The sequence below is a fragment of the Spirulina subsalsa FACHB-351 genome, from assembly GCF_026130165.1.
GTDB lineage: Bacteria > Cyanobacteriota > Cyanobacteriia > Cyanobacteriales > Spirulinaceae > Spirulina_A > Spirulina_A subsalsa_A.
Genome location: NZ_JAIHOM010000041.1, coordinates 23,218 through 40,558 on the forward strand (window position 1 = coordinate 23,218; position 17,341 = coordinate 40,558).

At 47.9% G+C, this 17,341-nt stretch carries 20 protein-coding genes; 12 read left to right on the forward strand and 8 right to left on the reverse strand.

The genetic code is table 11. The annotated features are described in order from the left end of the window. Positions 1-7 precede the first annotated feature (7 nt). Both K4A83_RS10120 and K4A83_RS10125 read right to left on the reverse strand, forming a co-directional pair. Positions 8-979, reverse strand: a complete 972-nt coding sequence (locus tag K4A83_RS10120; protein ID WP_265264387.1) for a DMT family transporter — start codon at positions 977-979, stop codon at positions 8-10. Between the two features lie 393 nt (positions 980-1,372). Next, on the reverse strand, positions 1,373-1,642 hold the full coding sequence (locus tag K4A83_RS10125; protein WP_265264388.1) for a Uma2 family endonuclease: 270 nt from the start codon (positions 1,640-1,642) through the stop codon (positions 1,373-1,375). A 108-nt stretch (positions 1,643-1,750) separates the two neighbouring features. On the opposite strand from K4A83_RS10125, the gene crn3 reads away from it, so the two are divergent. The 6 genes from crn3 (at position 1,751) to K4A83_RS10155 (ending at position 6,692) form a co-directional block, all read left to right on the forward strand. Further along, positions 1,751-2,092: a CRISPR-associated ring nuclease Crn3/Csx3 gene (gene crn3, locus K4A83_RS10130; protein ID WP_017306830.1), complete on the forward strand. Its 342-nt coding sequence runs from the start codon at positions 1,751-1,753 to the stop codon at positions 2,090-2,092. A 491-nt stretch (positions 2,093-2,583) separates the two neighbouring features. Next, positions 2,584-3,150: a Uma2 family endonuclease gene (locus K4A83_RS10135; protein ID WP_265264389.1), complete on the forward strand. Its 567-nt coding sequence runs from the start codon at positions 2,584-2,586 to the stop codon at positions 3,148-3,150. Between the two features lie 49 nt (positions 3,151-3,199). Continuing rightward, a complete protein-coding gene (csx2, locus tag K4A83_RS10140) occupies positions 3,200-4,495 on the forward strand; it encodes a TIGR02221 family CRISPR-associated protein (RefSeq protein WP_265264390.1) in 1,296 nt (431 codons plus the stop codon). A 455-nt stretch (positions 4,496-4,950) separates the two neighbouring features. After that, positions 4,951-5,511, forward strand: coding sequence for an elongation factor P (efp, locus tag K4A83_RS10145; protein WP_265264391.1), 561 nt, complete (start codon positions 4,951-4,953; stop codon positions 5,509-5,511). 257 nt (positions 5,512-5,768) lie between these two features. Next, positions 5,769-6,254 carry an acetyl-CoA carboxylase biotin carboxyl carrier protein gene (gene accB / locus K4A83_RS10150; protein WP_265264392.1) on the forward strand — a complete coding sequence of 162 codons (486 nt, stop codon included), beginning with the start codon at positions 5,769-5,771 and terminating at the stop codon, positions 6,252-6,254. 72 nt (positions 6,255-6,326) lie between these two features. After that, positions 6,327-6,692, forward strand: coding sequence for an ArsR/SmtB family transcription factor (locus K4A83_RS10155; protein WP_265264393.1), 366 nt, complete (start codon positions 6,327-6,329; stop codon positions 6,690-6,692). 45 nt (positions 6,693-6,737) lie between these two features. Here K4A83_RS10155 and K4A83_RS10160 read toward each other — a convergent pair whose 3' ends face one another. The 5 genes from K4A83_RS10160 to K4A83_RS10180 form a co-directional block, all read right to left on the reverse strand. Then, positions 6,738-7,367, reverse strand: a complete 630-nt coding sequence (locus K4A83_RS10160; protein WP_265264395.1) for a GerMN domain-containing protein — start codon at positions 7,365-7,367, stop codon at positions 6,738-6,740. 118 nt (positions 7,368-7,485) lie between these two features. After that, positions 7,486-9,213, reverse strand: a complete 1,728-nt coding sequence (locus K4A83_RS10165; RefSeq protein ID WP_265264397.1) for an ABC transporter ATP-binding protein — start codon at positions 9,211-9,213, stop codon at positions 7,486-7,488. 176 nt (positions 9,214-9,389) lie between these two features. Continuing rightward, the gene (gene accD, locus K4A83_RS10170) at positions 9,390-10,319 is read right to left on the reverse strand and encodes an acetyl-CoA carboxylase, carboxyltransferase subunit beta (RefSeq protein WP_265264398.1); all 930 of its coding nucleotides are present in this window, start codon (positions 10,317-10,319) and stop codon (positions 9,390-9,392) included. 68 nt (positions 10,320-10,387) lie between these two features. After that, positions 10,388-10,627, reverse strand: coding sequence for a hypothetical protein (locus tag K4A83_RS10175; RefSeq protein ID WP_265264400.1), 240 nt, complete (start codon positions 10,625-10,627; stop codon positions 10,388-10,390). A gap of 95 nt (positions 10,628-10,722) precedes the next feature. Further along, positions 10,723-11,544: a prepilin peptidase gene (locus tag K4A83_RS10180; protein WP_265264402.1), complete on the reverse strand. Its 822-nt coding sequence runs from the start codon at positions 11,542-11,544 to the stop codon at positions 10,723-10,725. 98 nt (positions 11,545-11,642) lie between these two features. Between K4A83_RS10180 and K4A83_RS10185 the strand changes: the two genes are divergently transcribed. From K4A83_RS10185 to K4A83_RS10205, 5 genes are all read left to right on the forward strand, one after another. Beyond that, the gene (locus K4A83_RS10185; protein ID WP_026079952.1) at positions 11,643-12,293 is read left to right on the forward strand and encodes a DUF3318 domain-containing protein; all 651 of its coding nucleotides are present in this window, start codon (positions 11,643-11,645) and stop codon (positions 12,291-12,293) included. Positions 12,294-12,481: 188 nt separating this feature from the next. After that, positions 12,482-13,234 (forward strand): 16S rRNA (uracil(1498)-N(3))-methyltransferase, encoded by a 753-nt coding sequence (locus K4A83_RS10190; protein WP_265264408.1) that lies wholly within the window; start codon positions 12,482-12,484, stop codon positions 13,232-13,234. A 214-nt stretch (positions 13,235-13,448) separates the two neighbouring features. Continuing rightward, positions 13,449-13,694 (forward strand): type II toxin-antitoxin system RelN family antitoxin, encoded by a 246-nt coding sequence (locus K4A83_RS10195; protein ID WP_407809991.1) that lies wholly within the window; start codon positions 13,449-13,451, stop codon positions 13,692-13,694. Then, a complete protein-coding gene (locus K4A83_RS10200; protein ID WP_265264411.1) occupies positions 13,684-14,046 on the forward strand; it encodes a type II toxin-antitoxin system RelE/ParE family toxin in 363 nt (120 codons plus the stop codon). The genes K4A83_RS10195 and K4A83_RS10200 overlap by 11 nt, the downstream gene beginning before the upstream one ends. Before the next feature lie 257 nt (positions 14,047-14,303). Beyond that, on the forward strand, positions 14,304-14,873 hold the full coding sequence (locus K4A83_RS10205) for an REP-associated tyrosine transposase (RefSeq protein ID WP_265264414.1): 570 nt from the start codon (positions 14,304-14,306) through the stop codon (positions 14,871-14,873). Between the two features lie 24 nt (positions 14,874-14,897). Here the strand turns inward: K4A83_RS10205 and K4A83_RS10210 are convergent, their stop codons facing one another. Next, positions 14,898-15,236 (reverse strand): hypothetical protein, encoded by a 339-nt coding sequence (locus K4A83_RS10210; RefSeq protein ID WP_265264415.1) that lies wholly within the window; start codon positions 15,234-15,236, stop codon positions 14,898-14,900. 441 nt (positions 15,237-15,677) lie between these two features. On the opposite strand from K4A83_RS10210, the gene K4A83_RS10215 reads away from it, so the two are divergent. Beyond that, positions 15,678-17,341 (forward strand): tetratricopeptide repeat protein (locus K4A83_RS10215; RefSeq protein WP_265264416.1); only part of this gene is annotated, 1,664 nt, incomplete at its 3' end.

Sequence of the window (17,341 nt, forward strand, 5' to 3'; positions counted from 1 at the left end):
TCAATTATCAATTGTTCGGTTTAGCAAGGCAAGGTTTTTGAAAAATGCGATCGCTATACTGACTAGATTGAGCGAGATACATTCCCAGTAGTACAGTCCCAAAGGCAATGGCGTTGATTAAGTTTAAACCCTCAGCAAACAACATCCAAGCAATCAATCCGGCAAATACGGGGTCTAACAGCAGGAAAATTCCCACTAAGCTAGAGGGTAGATGTTTGAGGCTGTAAGCTTGCAAACCTTGACCAATGACTTGGCAGACTAAGGCTAAAGCCGCGACAGACAGCCATCCCGATAGGGTAATCGGAAAGAGGCGTTGTTCCGTCATTAAGACTACAGGCCAGGATAGAATCGCCCCCACCCCACAACACCAAAGGAGGATAATCAGGGCGGGAAATTTGGCGCGTAGTTTCTCAATCAGCATCAAGTTAGCGGCCGAAAGGATAGCGGATAAGAAGGCCGCGAGATCCCCGTTGAAGTGTCCAGCACCAATTTCAAAGTCTCCAATTCCCAAGGCGATTGCCCCAATCATAGCCACCCCTAAACCCACCAGAAACCGCCGATCAAAGGATTCACGCCAAATTAGCCAAGCGCCTAGGGTGGTGAAGAGGGGGGTGAGGTTGTGTAGTACAGTTGAATTAGCTACCCCTGTGAGGGTGAGGGACCAGGCCCAAAAGCCGAGACAAGCCCAAAATAGAACGGCGGCACTGATTAATAAAAGGCGATCGCGTCCGGTGATCATTTGAGGCTGACGTGGTTTCACCCCCTGCACCGCGTAAATGATGGCTAAGATGACAAAAGCGATCCAAAACCGATTAAAAATAGTGGAGAACGGGCCTAATTCTCGTTCACTCAGTCGAATCAAAATCGAAGCGAAAGATAAAGTCGCGATCGCCAAAAACACTGCCACCAGTGCCGACACCATCGGACTCACCCTCGGCCATTGAAGGGAAGGGGAAGAAAGGGTTAAAGTTTGAGCCATATTTAGAGCAGCGAAGTAAACACAAGCCTGACCATTCAAGGCGAACCAGCATGAGACACCCCCGACTGACAAAATTCCGCCCCACCCCTCGGAAGCAGAAAGATCCGTGTTTCTTCTGATATTAAGACCACCTCAAACCAAACATTATTGTTCGCTTCCTCGTGATCTTGATACCCCATCCGGCTAATCCTTAGTGTTTTTGTTCACAGCGCCGAAACACTCCAACAAAACCACTCCTACGGTTTCCCGTGATGAGAGATTCCACCCCCATCACCACTGTTGCGAAGAACCTTGTCTCTAGGTATTTGAGCATATATACTCATGCTTTCTTGATCTTAAGGGGTGTACCCCAGCTTTGGACAGACCTTTACAATTTGTTACCCTTTGCCCTACTCAAATTCCAGAGGCCACAATTCTGCAAAACGAGACATCAGGCGATCGCATATCCCCATTAGGCAACAAAAAACCCGCCCCCGAAGCCGTCACCCGTCCCAATCCTCGCCCCCTCACCCAATTTCCCAACTGTCGCACAAACTCCGCCGCCACCTCATCCGACTCAAACCCCGAAGGACTCATGACAACAACTTCCCCCCCAATCAACCCCATCCGATAATCCGGACAAAACGATTGCATCCTTTGCAACTGTTCCAAAGTCAGTGACATAGCCCCCAACTCACTTTCTTTCCCAACTTACCCCCCCTCATTTTACCACTGGAAAACCCATCTTCCACCCCCTGTTATAATAAATTGACCGTCGAAATACAAACCTAAATGAGCGCCATTCAACTCCAACTAATCCCCCACAAAACCCAGTGTGGTCACCCCTACCAACACCTCCATATTCACATCACAAACCCCAACGGAATCATCATCCCCAGCGACATCCAAGGTCTAGAACTCCCCCGTAAAATCGACTACTCCCAAGGCATAGTAATCGAAGGAAAAGGCCCCATTTGGCTCTATGGCTACCTCGTCCATGAGTGCCATCCCGCCGCTTGGGTCGGTTGTTACGACACCCGTCTAGGCGCCATCGTCGTCGCCACCCACACCCCAGACATCAACATCAGCCAAATCTTCAAAATCGACCTACCCGATGCAACTTTCCAAAAATAGAGAGAAACCCCTTCATGGTTAACCTCCCAACCCCCAACCCACCCCCATTGAACTCCAATTCACCACCCTCCAAGGAGCCACCCACTAAACCCATCAAACCCCACTCATCAAAATTCTAGAATACCCCCTCCAATACCACCACCTAAACACCCTCACCCTCCTCCCCCAACTCGACCAGTCGTGACCCAGAACAGATTCAAAACTGGCTAAACTTGTGTCACAACCTAACCCCTATTGCCATCATTCACAGTGTCTTAGAAGACAAAATAGAAATATTAAAAACCGACCCCCATTTAGAAATAATTGCAGGCGCTTGGGATCGGGATAAAAGGAGAACCCTACCGGATATTTTAATCAAAGCAATTCTGAAAAGATTGCCAGAAACTCTAGACTAAATTCAAGTAATCATTTCCAAAAAAATTAATCATTAGTTTCCGTGTTTCCGAAAAACCCATGTTACAACTAAACTAACAAGCATTACAACACAGCCTATGATTACGACTCCCGCCCAATCTCAACTCTCCCTAGAAGCCTTTCTAGAGCTACCAGAAACTAAACCTGCTCAAGAATATGTTGACGGTCAAATTTACACCAAACCCATGCCAAGAGGAAAACACAGTCGCCTACAAAGCCGATTAGTTGCTGAAATTAATCACGTTGCAGAACCCAAACACCTAGCTTGTGCTTTTACCGAACTCCGTTGTACCTTTGGAGGTCGTTCCATTGTTCCAGATATTGCCGTGTTTACTTGGGATAGAATACCCTTAAATGAACAAGGAGAAATTGAAGATATATTTTCCCTTCCCCCCGACTGGACAATTGAAATTCTTTCGCCTGAACAAAGCCCAATTCGAGTCATCAACAAGATTCTATTGTGTCTCGATCATGACACCGCTTTAGGATGGTTAATTGATCCCCAAGAACGCTTAATCCTGAGCTTTCTTCCTCAGCAACAACCCAAAAGTCACCAAGGAGAAGAAGTATTACCCATCTTACCTATTCTCACAGATTTTGATCTTTTACCTGAAACCATTTTCAGCTATCTCAGCTTGAATTAATATTTCCCGGTCAATTTTTTTAACTGTTGTTTACTTGTTTAGAAAAAAAATGAAAATCATTTCTTTTCTTGGATTAGGTTCTTATCAGGTTACAAGATATGAGAATCCTCAAAAAGATAAAATTTATGAAACGAAGTATTATCAAGAGGCTCTGGCTGAGTTTTATAAACCAGAATCATTATATGTTTTTCTGACACAAAAAGTTGAAAATATCTGCCCAACAAAATTTGAGGAACTTCCAGAAGAAGGTGGTAAGTTCGTAAGAATCAAAGAAGATAAGTCTAATTGGGTGCAACTTCAGGAAAGCTTTAAAGCCAAATTTCCTAAAATTAAGCTTATACCCGTTCAAAATATTCCAGAGCGCAATACACCAGAGGACATCTGGACAATCTTCAATAAAGTCAACGAGTGCTTAGAAGATGATGATGAGGTAATTTTTGACATAACTCACTCATTTCGTTCTGTCCCTATTGTTGCACTGTTAGCCGTAAGTTACTTTCGTGTAGTCCGAAAGATCACAATCAAAGGTTTACTCTATGGTGCATTTGAAGCGCGAGAAAATGACATTACGCCCACTTTTAATCTCCTCCCAGTCGTGCGTTTATTCGATTGGTTAACCGCAACCGATCAGTTTCTAAAAACTGGCAATGGTAATGATTTAGCGGAATTGCTTAAAGAAGCAGGAGGACATACAGAAGCATTAGGAAATCGTATTTTAGAAATCTCTCAAGGTTTGCAGTTATTACGTCCAATGGATGTGATGATAGCGGCTGAAGCTTTACCCCATGATATTGAACAATCAAAACCTTATTTAGCAATAGTTGTTCCACCTTTTGAGATGCTATTAAAGCGTGTTATTGATGAATATGGACAGTTCGCTTTAGCAGAGCCGACAAATTATCAAGAAAATGGTAAAGCCGCATTACAAAAGCAGCTTTTTGAAATTGAATGGTATGCAAAAAAAGGATTAGATGTACAGGCTCTTTCCTTAGCTCGCGAATGGTTGCCATCACTCCTTTGTTATCATTTTGAGCTTGATCCAATGGACAAGCAAGCACGGGAAGATATGGAATTTTTGCTCTCTGGTGGAGTTTGGAAAGATAAAGAAACTAAAGAAATTTTGAAAGAATCAGAATATTTGCAACAATGGAAAGGCATAGAAGATCAGAAAAGAAAGCCAGTTGCTCAAGTTTGGGGTGGAGGATTTCATCTAGCCAACCTAAGAAATGATGTTTTGCATTCAGGATTTCGTAAAAGCCCAAAAACTGTAAAGCAAATCGAAGAAACCTTGCAACAAATTATTGACAAGCTGAATGAAATTGCTATCGCTTGGGGGATTATATAGCTAGTCCTAATGAGACGTGAACTCTGGGCTATTGTCCTATGTCGATTCCAGGCGAGCCTTTTTTGCACGACTCAGATAGGTTCGCTATAGAGTAAAATTAAATACATTGAGAAAATACAAATGATGAACAAAAAAACTGTCTCAGCACTTATGAATTTCATTGAGTAAAACAAGAATCATGAATCAAACCCTTCCTATGAAATATAGCGTTTCCAAATCATTGATCAACTCTCAGAGAAGTTTCTCATAATACTTCAAGCTCCTTGTAACCCTTGTATACTGTTCCCTTTGCTTTCCCTTGTGGCTTACAAAACTCAAATGGAAACGCTATAGGTAGGTTCTGCTGAATAACAGGTCTACACTGGAGGTAACAAGGGAATGGGGAATTGATAATTCCCGCGCCATCCTTCTGGTAGAATGGATTGCGGACTATTCTTGGGTTGCCGATAAACCTCATGATTTCGAGTAATGATTTCCGAACTGGTGTGACTATTGAGCTAGATGGCTCTGTGTGGCGTGTTGTTGAGTTTCTCCATGTGAAGCCGGGGAAAGGCTCTGCTTTTGTGCGCACTAAGTTGAAAAATGCCCAGACGGGTAGTGTTGTAGAACGGACGTTCCGAGCCGGGGAAACGGTTCCTCAAGCTACACTGGAAAAACGCACTATGCAACATACCTACAAGGATGGGGAGCAGTTGGTGTTTATGGATATGGAAACCTTTGAGGAAGCGCGTTTAAGTCCTGAGCAAGTGGGCGATCGCGTAAAATACCTCAAGGAAGGCATGGAGGTTAATGTAGTGAGTTGGAATACTCAGGTGATTGATGTGGAACTCCCCAATTCTGTGGTTTTGGAAGTAACGGATACGGATCCTGGTGTCAAAGGGGATACGGCTACAGGAGGCACAAAACCTGCCATTGTGGAAACGGGTGCCCAGGTGATGGTACCGTTGTTTATTTCCATTGGGGAAAAAATTAAAATTGATACCCGCAATGATAGTTATCTGGGACGAGATAACTAGGGAAAAATGTTAGAATCTAATTCTCCCATCCTCAAGCTGGGCGTTTGTCTGGCTTAAAAGCAGGTTTGTCCCGTTGCCGGGTGAATTCTGAGTTATGGGAATGGGGAAAGGCTTCCCGTTTAACATTTGAGTTTAAATGAACGTTATTTCATTTAAGCAATGACGGTGAGGCAACAATCCAATCCCGTTGATTCATGATGAGTGAATGGGCTGGGCTGTTTGGACGCATTGATAACGCTAGAGTAGGAAAAAGACTTGTGCCTATTGATTTTCAGCAAGTCCGCGAATTGCTGGCTGCGATCGCGAATACTGACATTGTTGAGTTACAACTAAAAGATAACGACTTTGAATTAACCGTGCGCAAGGGTGGGGCGGCCATGCCCACTGTTGCCTCAGATGGGGTATCAGTTGCCATGATCCCCTCTCCCCCGGCTGTTGTTCCGCCCCCCTCTCCTAGCCCACCCCCGGTAGAGAGTCCAGCCCCCCCAACGGTTGACCCGAAATGGGTTGAGATTACTTCGCCCATGGTGGGAACGTTCTACCGTGCGCCTGCACCAGATGAACCTCCTTTTGTGGATGTGGGGGAAGCGGTGCGAGTCGGTCAAACGGTTTGTATTATTGAAGCCATGAAACTGATGAACGAAATTGAATCTGAAGTGGCGGGTCAGATTGTTGAGGTTTTGGTGGCCAATGGGGAATCGGTTGAGTATGGTCAAGTTTTGATGCGTGTTAACCCAAATTAACTTCCTAACCCTATTGTTATTTAGGCACAAAGACTGCTATGATTTTGGGATCACCTAATGTAGCCTACTTGTATGCAATCAGTTAAGCCGATCCCTCAAGAGGTTGTTCAGCAGTTGTCAGAATACTTCGGTATTTTGAGCGAGCCGATGCGTCTGCGGATATTAAGTCTTCTGCGGGAAGAAGAAAAATGTGTACAGGAACTGGTTGAAGCGACTCAAACCAGTCAAGCCAATGTGTCGAAACATCTCAAAGTAATGTTACAAGCGGGGATCTTAACACGGCGGACAGAAGGGACTTCTGCCTACTACCGTGTTGAAGATCCCTTAACTTTTGAGTTGTGTAACTTGGTTTGTAACCGACTTGCTGCCCGCATTGAACAGCAAGCGCGCCATTTTCGGGATTTCACTCTAGCCAATGCTGAAGAAAAATCCAAGTAAGTGGTCTAGAGCAGCGACAACAGGGATTTTTTTGCCTTGTTCGAGTCAAAGGGGAAAATCTTGAGCATAACTGGCACGAGTTAGGGGTTGGTCTAAGATCAGGCCTTCTCCTCCGAGTACCTCTAAGGGTTGCCCTTCAATTTCCAGCCACACTTTGCCGTCAGGATTGAGACTGGTCGCAGTATAGAGAATTTGGGCAACTCGCCCACTCATGGAGGCTGTCCCCCCTCCAAAGGTAAAGTCTTCTGATAGATTAACATGGATGCCATCGGCTTCTAGGCGCACTCCTCGGAGTTCTGTGCCTTCGGGGATGGTTGTGCCGTAGGTGGCATCCGGCGGACCGTCTAGAAGTTGCTGGATGGCACTTTCTAAGGAGTCTTCGATTGTGCCTGTTTTTTCTAGTAAGGTGGCTGGGGTGGCGACTAATTCGATGTTCTCATCGAGCCAGTAGAGTTGGATGGCGGTTTCTTGGAGATTATCGGGGGAGAGGGGTTGTTGTGCTGTTCCTGTGGGAGCTTCGCTGGGGGTTTCAACGGTGGGTTGAGGGGTGCTTAATTGATTCCAAACCCAAAAGCTTGTCCCGCCTCCTAGGAGAATCGCAAGGGCAGAAGCTCCAGCGACGAGGGGATTAACTAGGGATTTTTTAGGGGTTTGGGGCGTGTTCGGGTCGTCCATAATCTCTCTCAATTTGTTCTACTAATAGAATAATGACTGTGGAGTGAAAGATGCTTGTTCCACTCTACAAGTATTTGAGTTGAGATTCCGCCTTGATTTAAGCCATATTAAGCCAGCCTTAACTAGAAAACTGCTGGGCGTAAAATTGGGCATAACGTCCATTTTGTTGTAACAGTTCCTGATGGGTGCCGGATTCGATCATTTGCCCTGCTTCGAGGACAAACAGGCGGTTGGCTTGACGGACAGTGGCGAGACGGTGGGCAATGACGAAAACGGTGCGATCGCGCAATAACCGCTCTAGGGCTTCCTGTACTAGAGCCTCGGATTCTGAATCCAGTGCGGAGGTGGCCTCATCTAAAATCAAAATGCGGGGATTGAGCAGCACAGCCCGAGCAATCGCAATCCGTTGTCGTTGTCCCCCGGAGAGGTTCACCCCCCGCTCTCCTACATAGGTATAATAACCTTGGGAGAATTGAGCGATAAATTGATGAGCATTGGCAATTCTAGCGGCTTTTTCAATAGCGGCTAGGTCAAGATCCTGTTGACCAAAGGCAATATTTTCCGCAATGGTGCCGGAAAATAACATGGTGTCTTGGGGGACAATGCCAATTTGTTGGCGGAGACTTTTGAGTTCTACATCCCGGATATTAAGGCCATCAATCAAGATTTCGCCCTGATCGGGGTCATAAAAGCGGGGGAGTAAATTCACTAAGGTGGTTTTCCCGGCCCCAGAATGCCCTACTAGGGCAATCATTTCCCCCGGTTGGACTTCAAAGCTCAGATTTTTGAGTACAGGTTGCTGGGGATTGTAGCCAAAACTGACATTCTGGTAGGTGACGCGCCCGGTAATGGGGGGAAGTGCGATCGCCTTTTGGGCTTCCTGAATATTAGGAGTCAGTTGCACCAGTTCAAAGACCCGATCCACTGAGGCCTGAGCTTGTTTAAAAGTATTGTAGTTGGTGGTGGTGATATTAATGGGGTCTACCAACATTAAGGCCGCCGCTAAAAACCCCACAAATTGACTCGCTGTTAAGTTAGCTTGGGAAATTTGCCATCCCCCTAAAAAAAACACTAATAGAATACTGGTCGCATACAAAAAACCCACCAAGACCATTTGAAAAACCTTGATCTTCTCCACCCCTAAACGGGCTTTGCGGTTTTCCTCCGCTTCTTGGGTAAAACGACCTAGGGCGTAATTTTCGGCGGCAAAAGCTTGAATCAGACGAATGCCGGACAGGAATTCAATTAACAGGGCTGAAAGGTCAGAAATGCGGTTTTGACTGCGCCGAGAGAAGTCTAGGAGACGTTCCCCAAACATGGTCACTAATAGGGCCATGAGGGGGGCAATAATAAAGGCCGCTAGGGTGAGTTGCCAGTTCATGTAAATCATGTAGGCCAACACTACAATCAGTTGTAAGACACAAGGCACAAACTGATGGAAGAGTTGGTTAATTGCTTCCCCGATGCGGTCTGTATCTTCCGTGAGACGATAGGACAAATCCCCGGTTTTCGTGGTTTCAAAATAGTTTAAGCCCAGACGTTGTAAGTGGGCGTAAACATCACAGCGGAGTTGATGGGCGATTTGTAAGGAGGCTTCGGCAATCCAGACATCTTGGCCATAGAGGGAGAGACTGCGGATAAAAAAGACCAGAATCCCTAGCCCGGCAATTTGCCCGGTAATTTCTAACTGACCACGACCTACGGAGTCGGCAATCAATTCAGCCAGTTTAATTAAAATCGGCCAACTGGCCGTAAATACAAGGGTACAGACCAAGGCTAACCCGATAACGGGGGTTTGGGGTCGGAGGTAGGGCAGGAGTAGCCAATAATTGGATGGTTTTTTCAAGTTGCTTGCGATCGCCAATAAAGTGCAAAACTAGGAAGGGTTTGCTGAATAAGTCCGGGAGTTGGGAGTCGGGAGAGGGGGAGCAGGGGAGAGGGGGAGCGGGGAATTGATAATTGATAATTGATAATTGATAATTATTTCCGATTCCCTATTCCCTATTCCCTATTCCCTATTCCCTAATTCTGAGGGACCAGGGTTTGCCTTGGCATGGTGTGATGGGCATTGGGTCCCGCATCTAAGGGGAAAAAGGGCTGGTGGATACTAATTAACTGGGCGAGGGTCTTTTTCAACTGAGTCCTTGGCACAATAGCATCTACAAAGCCATGTTGTAGCAAATATTCTGAGGTTTGGAAATCGTCCGGCAGTTTTTCTCGCAGGGTTTGTTCAATCACCCGCCGCCCGGCAAAGCCTATCGTGGCCTTGGGTTCAGCTAAAATCAAGTCCCCCAACATGGCAAAACTGGCCGTTACTCCCCCCGTCGTGGGATGGGTTAACACGGGAATATAGAGTAAATGGGCTTGGCGGTGGTGTTCCAATGCTCCCGAAATCTTCGCCATCTGCATTAAACTGAGCATTCCTTCCTGCATCCGCGCCCCACCTGATGCACAAATGATGATAACTGTCAAGCCCTCTTGGGTACCATATTCAATTAACCGACAGAGTTTTTCTCCCACCACGGAGCCCATACTACCGCCCATAAAGCGGAAGTCCATCACTCCCAAAGCTACGGGTAAACCATCAAGGAGGCCGGTTCCGGTTTGTACTGCGTCTTTGAGTCCGGTTTTCGCTTGGGTTTCTTGAATACGGTCTTTGTAGGCCTTGCGATCGCGGAAATTCAAAGCATCAATCGGTTCTAACTCCTCATTGAGGGGTTTCCAAGTTTTGGGGTCAATGAGTTGCCGAATCCGTTCATTACTATCTACCCGCATATGATGGCCACAATCGGCACAGACCATCATATTGGCTTGTAAGTCCTTGGTGTAGGCTAAAACCCCGCATTCCGGGCATTTTGTCCACAGACCATCGGCGATTTCTCGTTCCGCTTGACCTTGTTGGGTGGTTTGTTCTGATTTTTGCCGATTGGCAAACCAATCAAATAACGACATATAGTTTTTTTAAGGGTTTAGGGTTTTGTGTAATAAGAGCATTAAACAACGAAACTCGTAGAGGACGATCAGGAGTCTTCGGGGAAGTCATCGAGATCCTCCTCTTCTTGGGGACTTAAGAGCAATAGGGCTGTCCATCGATCTTGGGGAAACACCTGTAAAGCGGCCTCTCCCGACAAAAAACAGGCGCTCGCTCCCAAGCTGACCACCCGACAGGGAATCTCATGACTGGTCAGGATTTGCTGCATTAAATCAGCCTCCCAGCGTGTGCTGGTTGTGCGTACCGTAATCCAAGAGCCAGATTTCATCTTATCAAGGGAAGTTCACACTAAACAAAGGGTGTGTCAGAAGAACAACTTGGGGAATACAGAAACTCCTATAATCGTGACGCACCATCTTGATCTTAGCTTAGGGGAAAAAACCAACGGAGATAGGTTGATAAGAACATCTCACCCCAGAATAGGGTGAGTAAGGCGGCCAACGCTAAAAAGGGACCAAAGGGGATAGGTTGACTCCGTTGTAACCAACCGAGGGCGATCGCACCTCCCCCGACCATCGATCCTAACCCACAGGCTAAAAACCCCGCCACCAGTAAATATTGCCACCCTAACCATACCCCCATCATCGCCGCCAATTTCCCATCCCCCGCCCCCATTGCCGTTTTCCCTAACGCCACTGACCCCACAATGCGAATCACATCTAACAACCAAATCCCCAAGACTCCCCCCACAATAGCCTCCATCAAGGGCAAAATCACCCCCTCCACCGTCTGGGTTTCTTGCCACCCCACCCATGCTGTAAACCCCAAACCCAGTAATAGACCCGGTTGGGTTAAACAGTTGGGGAGCGTGAATGTATCGAGATCAATAAAAGCGAGGGCGAGTAACCAACTCACAAACACCCAATAGCCCAAAGTTTGCACCGTCAGCCCGAATTGCCAATAAACCCCCACAAATAATAAGGCTGTAATGGCTTCAATGAGAGGATAACGAATGGCAATGGGCGCGTGACAATGTTTACAGCGTCCTTTTAACAACAACCAGCCCAAAACCGGAATATTCTCCCTTATCCCCAAAGGGTGTAAACAGTGGGGACACCGGGAAGGAGGGGACAAAATCGACAGTCCGGCCGGGATGCGGTAGATCACCACATTTAAAAAACTGCCAATGGCCGCCCCAAACACAAGGACAAATAGGGTAATGATGAGTTCAACCCAGAAGATCATGATGGTGGGTTTTAGGGGTAGAGGATAGGAGGACGGGAAACACTCGCCCAAGCTGTTAAATTAGAATACTATATAGAGTTTTTTAAAGACGCGAATCTATGACATCCTATGCTGCCGCTTCTGCAAGAGCAGAAATGAGTGAACTCCGTCGTCTGAAAAGTCTTCTCCCCCCCGAATTACAAAGTTGGGTGATGGTAGAAGCTGCCACAGATGTAAATCCTCCCCTGATTCGCTGTGAAGAAATTGGGCGAGACGAAATTGAAATTCAGGTAGACCTTGCCAAGTGGGATAATTTAGCCATCGACCAGCGAAACCTGATGTTTTGGCACGAAGTCGGACGCATTCAAAACGATACCATCCCCCGTGAAGGCTGGGAAATGGCGGCCTTGGCCATTGGTTTAGGGGGTGCTGTGGGTGAGTTGTGGGTGCAAGATGGTTTGTTGTTATTGTTGGCCTTGGCCTTGTGTGGGGTTTCAGGATTTCGTCTCTGGCAGAAAAACAACGGGGAAAAACGGTTAGCGGAAAGTTTGGAAGCGGATGAAAAGGCGATCGCACTCGCTACCCGTTTCGGATATACCCTACCCAATGCCTACAAGAGTCTAGGCAGTGCGTTAAAGACCTTAATTGAACAAACCCCCAATCGTCGCGCCCGTAAGCAGTATGAAACCCGTTTACAAGCCCTACGACGCAGTGCTTCTAAGGCGAAAGCGAAGATGGAGCAAGACAAAGAAAACCGCCCTGTGATCTAGGGGTTTCCTCTGTTAATTAGAGTCTGCGGAATAACTCTACTCGTGGGGCTAGGGAATTGATAATTGATAATTGATAATTGATAATTGTCAATTGTCAATTGTCAATTGATAATTTCTCCCCTGCTCCCCGACTTATTCAGCAAGCCCTAATTATCAATTATCAGTCCCCACCTCCACCCCCGAATCCCTTGGCCAATCGTTCTCAATTACAACGACTCACGATTACCCCCTCACAATGCCAAGGGGTTCAAATTCGCTTAACCTCAGACCAAGAACATTATTTATTACGGGTGCTGCGCTTAGGGAAAGGCGATCGCTTTATTGCCCTATTAGCCGAAGTGGGAGAAGCTTGGATTGCCCAAATTACAGACGAGGGAGCGATGCTCAGTCAACCCCTAGAAGGGAATCGGGAATTACCCGTAGCCCTGAGTTTGATGGTAGCCCTACCCAAAGGGAACGGTTTTGAAGAGATTGTGCGCTGTTGTACCGAGTTAGGTGTAGTGGAATTTATTCCGGTTATAAGCGATCGCACCCTCCTCAAACCCAGCCCCCAAAAAGTCACACGCTGGCGCAAAATTGCCCAAGAAGCCGCCGAACAATCCGAACGGATAGTCATTCCCACCCTCTGGGATCCCCTGCCCTTAAAAGCAGCCCTCACCCCCTTAGATTTAAATTCCAAGCTAGGCTACTGGGCCCTCGCACGGGGAGCCGATCAGCATCTAATGCACCATTTAATCCACAACACCCCAAGCGAATCCATCCCCGAAATTATCCTAGCAACCGGACCCGAAGGCGGCTGGACAGCCTCAGAAGTCGCCCAAGCCAGAGAAAAGGGGTTTCAAGTCATTTCCCTCGGAGAACGCATTCTCCGCGCCGTTACAGCCCCCATCGTAGCCGCTTCCCTCCTCGCCGCTTGGTATGAACAGGGAAAGCAACCTTGAAAGCTGAGGGGTTAGAAACCGGGTTTTTGGGAGGGTTTAGAAGGCCAACGAGAGGATGAGCGCAACCCGGTTTCTAGGCTAGTGGGAGGAAAGAAACCGGGTTTCAGGGTTGGGGGGTTAAAATGGGGGGATGTCTTTGCTGATGGTGTGGCAATGGATGCGGTGAGATGGTGAGTTTATTGATTTTTGATCTTAAATAGTTTGAGGGAAGATGATGAGAGCATTTGAGGTTTTGGGAAGGGTGAATAATCAGGGTCATATTTTGTTGGATGAACCTTTAGACATTAAATCTGAGATGCGGGTTAAGGTGATTGTTTTGATTGCTGATGACGATCAGTTAGATGCTGATGATCCTACGGTTGAGGAGATTCAGGCTAGTTTGATGCGAGCGTTGCAGGATGCTCAGGCAGGGAGAAGAATTCCTTTGGAACAGATGTGGGAGGGGGTTGATGTCGAATAATCCCCAATTTGTGAATATTGATTTAACGCCTGAATATCGCAATAATCTCAAGAAGTTAGCTAAAAAATATCGAAATATTCGGTCTGATACTCAGGGGTTAATTGAGAAACTCCAAAAAGGTTTGGTGTTGGGCGATCGCCTTTCTGGTTTTGGCGATAATTGTTATGTTTACAAGGTGAGGGCTAAAAATAGCAATATCCAAAAGGGAAAAAGTGGGGGCTACCGGATTATTTATTTACTGGAGTCGAAAACCAGTATTTTGTTATTGACGATTTATAGTAAATCGGAGCAGGAAGATATTACTGCGGAGCAAGTTAAACGTATTTTGGATAATTTTGAGGAAGTCGAGTGAATGGGATGAGAGGCCGGGGGGCTGTAGTGGGCAATGGGTCGGTGCAAGAAACCCGGTTTCGGGCTTGAGGGGGGAAACCGGGTTTTTGGGAGGGTTTGGGGGGGAAATGAGGGGATGAGCGCAACCCGGTTTCTTGGCTAGTGGGAAAGAAACCGGGTTTCAGGGATGCTGTAGTGGGAAAGGAGTCGGTGCAAGAAACCTGGTTTCAGGTTTACAGCTAAAATTGTCCTCATCCAAGCTTTCGGGGATTAATCCAAATGCCCTATCGTCAGATTGCTTTAAATCCAGGTCATTATTATCATGTATACAATCGCGGTCATAATCGCGAGCTTATTTTCTTTGAGCGTGAAAACTATCTCTACTTTTTGCGACAACTTAGAAAATATTTAATCGAGCGGCAAGCTGCTGATATTATAGCTTATTGTTTAATGCCCAATCATTACCATCTCCTGCTATATGTTAAGGTGGATTATCTATCACGGGTGATGCAACAGTTGGGGTTATCCTATGCGAAGGCAATCAACCAGCGACATCGACGAGTGGGCAGTTTATTTCAGGGTCGTTTTCAGGCGATCGCCGTTGATTCAGATGAGTATTTATATCAGTTAACCCGATACATTCATTTAAACCCAGTAAAGGCGAAGATTGTCAATCGACCCGAAGATTGGGAGTTTTCAAGCTATCCAGAATATTTAGGTTTACGACGGGGAAGCTTACCCAAATTCGATGCAATTCAGGGTCATTTTAAATCCGCCGCTGATTATCGTTTATTTGTAGAAAGTTCGATCCAAACTACTACAATTCAGCATTTAATGTTCGACGAATAGCGCGTGAGGTCAGAAACCGGGTTTTTAGTAGGGTTTAGGGGGTAAACGAGAAGATGAACGCAACCCGGTTTCTTGGCTAGTGGGGGGAAAGAAACCGGGTTTCAGGGATGCTGTGGCGGGAAAGGGGTCGGTGCAAGAAACCCGGTTTCGGGCTTGAGGGCAGAAACCGGGTTTTTGGGAGGGTTTGGGGGAGAAATGAGGGGATGGGGGCAACCCGGTTTCTTGGCTAGTGGGGGGAAAGAAACCCGGTTTCAGGGATGTTGTAGTGGGAAAGGGGTCGGTGCAAGAAACCCGGTTTCGGGTTTGAGGGCGGAAACCGGGTTTTTGGGAGGGTCTGGGGGGTAAACGAGAAGATGAGCGCAACCCGGTTTCTTGGCTAGTGGGGGGAAAGAAACCGGGTTTCAGGGATGCTGTAGTGGGAAAGGGGTCGGTGCAAGAAACCCGGTTTCGGGCTTGAGAGCGGAAACCGGGTTTTTGGTAGGGGTTTGGGGGGGAAATGAGGGGATGAGCGCAACCCGGTTTCTTGGCTAGTGGGGGGAAAGAAACCCGGTTTCAGGGGTGCTGTGGTGGGAAATGGGTCGGTGCAAGAAACCCGGTTTCGGGTTTGAGGGCGGAAACCGGGTTTTTGGTAGGGGTTTGGGGGGGAAATGAGGGGATGAGCGCAACCCGGTTTCTTGGCTAGGGGGGGGAAAGAAACCGGGTTTCAGGGATGTTGTGGTGGGAAAGGAGTCGGTGCAAGAAACCCGGTTTCGGGGTTGGGGGGTAAAATGGGGGGGATGTGCGAGCAGGGGGAGGGTTAAGGTGATGAAGTTTTTCAGCAAGGTAGGAAGACGGTTAGGGGCGTTTTTAGGTCAGGGGACAGCGCAGCCATCCCTAAGCAAGATCATCCCCGCAGAATACGAAGCCTTTTTGCAAGAAGCCCTGCGCTTGACCAAGGAAAGTGGTGTTAATTCCTCGGTGGTTTATCCCTTCCTGACCCGTCAGCAAGACAAGCTCAACGAGGATCTGATTGATCTCATTCCCACCTTTGCCACCAGCAATAACATTGTTGATTTGTTTAATTTTGCCAATTTAGTGCAGCAATTTCCCCTCGGTCAACGGGCGGTTAATCTAGAAATTGCAATTGCCATCTACACCAAAGCTCTCGATTTTTTTGACCGCCAGAATGATGCATCTGCCTGGGCAATGACGCAAATGAACTTGGGGAATGCCTACAGGAGTCGCATCAGGGGAGAGCGAGGGGAGAACCTAGAGCAGGCGATTCGCTGCTACGAAGCCGCTTTAACCGTCTATACCCCCACCGCCTTTCCCGAAGATTGGGCAAGGACGCAAAATAACTTGGGGATTGCCTACAGTAACCGCATCAGGGGAGAGCGAGGGGAGAACCTAGAGCAGGCGATTCGCTGCCACGAAGCCGCTTTAACCGTCTATACCCCCACCGCCTATCCCGAACAATGGGCAGGGACGCAAATTTGCTTGGGGAATGCCTACAGCGATCGCATCAGGGGAGAGCGAGGGGAAAACCTAGAGCAGGCAATTCGCTGCTACGAAGCCGCTTTAACCGTTAGAACCCCCACCGCCTTTCCCGAAGATTGGGCAAGGACGCAAATGAACTTGGGGAATGCCTACGGTAAACGTATCAGGGGAGAGCGAGGGGAGAACCTAGAGCAGGCGATTCGCTGCTACGAAGCCGCTTTAACCGTCTATACCCCCACCGCCTTTCCCGAACAATGGGCAATGACGCAAATGAACTTGGGGAATGCCTACAAAACCCGCATCAGGGGAGAGCGAGGAGAGAACCTAGAGCAGGCGATTCGCTGCTACGAAGCCGCTTTAACCCTCTATACCCCCACCGCCTTTCCCGAACAATGGGCAACGACGCAAAATAACTTGGGGAATGCCTACGAGGAACAAGGCCAAGTTGCCGCCGCCATTCGCTGCTACCGAGCCGCCTTAGAAATCCGCACCCCCTCCTCCTTCCCCCTCGACTGCCTCCAAACCGGACGCAACCTCGGCAACTTCGCCTACAACCGCCAAGACTGGGAAAATGCCATCCACGGTTACGACAACGCCATCCGCGCCATCGAACAAAGCCGCAACTGGGCCACCAACCCCCAAACCAAACAACAACTCCTCGAAGAAGCCCTCCCCCTCTATGGCAACATGATCGAAGCCTGCCTCCACCTGGAACGCTACGAACAAGCCCTCCTCACCGTCGAACGCAGCAAAGCCCGCACCTTCATCGAACTCCTCCACAACGCCAACCGCCTCCCCCAAAACGCCACCCCCGCCCAAATCCAACAATACGAACAACTCAACCGCGAAATCGCCGCCCTCCAATACGCCCTCGACGACCAACCCCCCACCGAACCCCCCAACCCCCAACCCGGCCAACGCAGCCTCAACCTCCCCCCAACCTCCCCCCAAACCAACCCCCTCCTCACCCTCATCCAACAACGCCAAGCCCT

Excerpts from the sequence above, each read along its gene's own strand:
- K4A83_RS10120 (WP_265264387.1), bottom strand. The coding sequence starts at position 979 with ATGGCTCAAACTTTAACCCTTTCTTCCCCTTCCCTTCAATGGCCGAGG.
- K4A83_RS10125 (WP_265264388.1), bottom strand. The coding sequence starts at position 1,642 with ATGTCACTGACTTTGGAACAGTTGCAAAGGATGCAATCGTTTTGTCCG.
- crn3 (WP_017306830.1), top strand. The coding sequence starts at position 1,751 with ATGAGCGCCATTCAACTCCAACTAATCCCCCACAAAACCCAGTGTGGT.
- K4A83_RS10135 (WP_265264389.1), top strand. The coding sequence starts at position 2,584 with ATGATTACGACTCCCGCCCAATCTCAACTCTCCCTAGAAGCCTTTCTA.
- csx2 (WP_265264390.1), top strand. The coding sequence starts at position 3,200 with ATGAAAATCATTTCTTTTCTTGGATTAGGTTCTTATCAGGTTACAAGA.
- efp (WP_265264391.1), top strand. The coding sequence starts at position 4,951 with ATGATTTCGAGTAATGATTTCCGAACTGGTGTGACTATTGAGCTAGAT.
- K4A83_RS10155 (WP_265264393.1), top strand. The coding sequence starts at position 6,327 with ATGCAATCAGTTAAGCCGATCCCTCAAGAGGTTGTTCAGCAGTTGTCA.
- K4A83_RS10160 (WP_265264395.1), bottom strand. The coding sequence starts at position 7,367 with ATGGACGACCCGAACACGCCCCAAACCCCTAAAAAATCCCTAGTTAAT.
- accD (WP_265264398.1), bottom strand. The coding sequence starts at position 10,319 with ATGTCGTTATTTGATTGGTTTGCCAATCGGCAAAAATCAGAACAAACC.
- K4A83_RS10175 (WP_265264400.1), bottom strand. The coding sequence starts at position 10,627 with ATGAAATCTGGCTCTTGGATTACGGTACGCACAACCAGCACACGCTGG.
- K4A83_RS10180 (WP_265264402.1), bottom strand. The coding sequence starts at position 11,544 with ATGATCTTCTGGGTTGAACTCATCATTACCCTATTTGTCCTTGTGTTT.
- K4A83_RS10185 (WP_026079952.1), top strand. The coding sequence starts at position 11,643 with ATGACATCCTATGCTGCCGCTTCTGCAAGAGCAGAAATGAGTGAACTC.
- K4A83_RS10195 (WP_407809991.1), top strand. The coding sequence starts at position 13,449 with ATGAGAGCATTTGAGGTTTTGGGAAGGGTGAATAATCAGGGTCATATT.
- K4A83_RS10200 (WP_265264411.1), top strand. The coding sequence starts at position 13,684 with ATGTCGAATAATCCCCAATTTGTGAATATTGATTTAACGCCTGAATAT.
- K4A83_RS10205 (WP_265264414.1), top strand. The coding sequence starts at position 14,304 with ATGCCCTATCGTCAGATTGCTTTAAATCCAGGTCATTATTATCATGTA.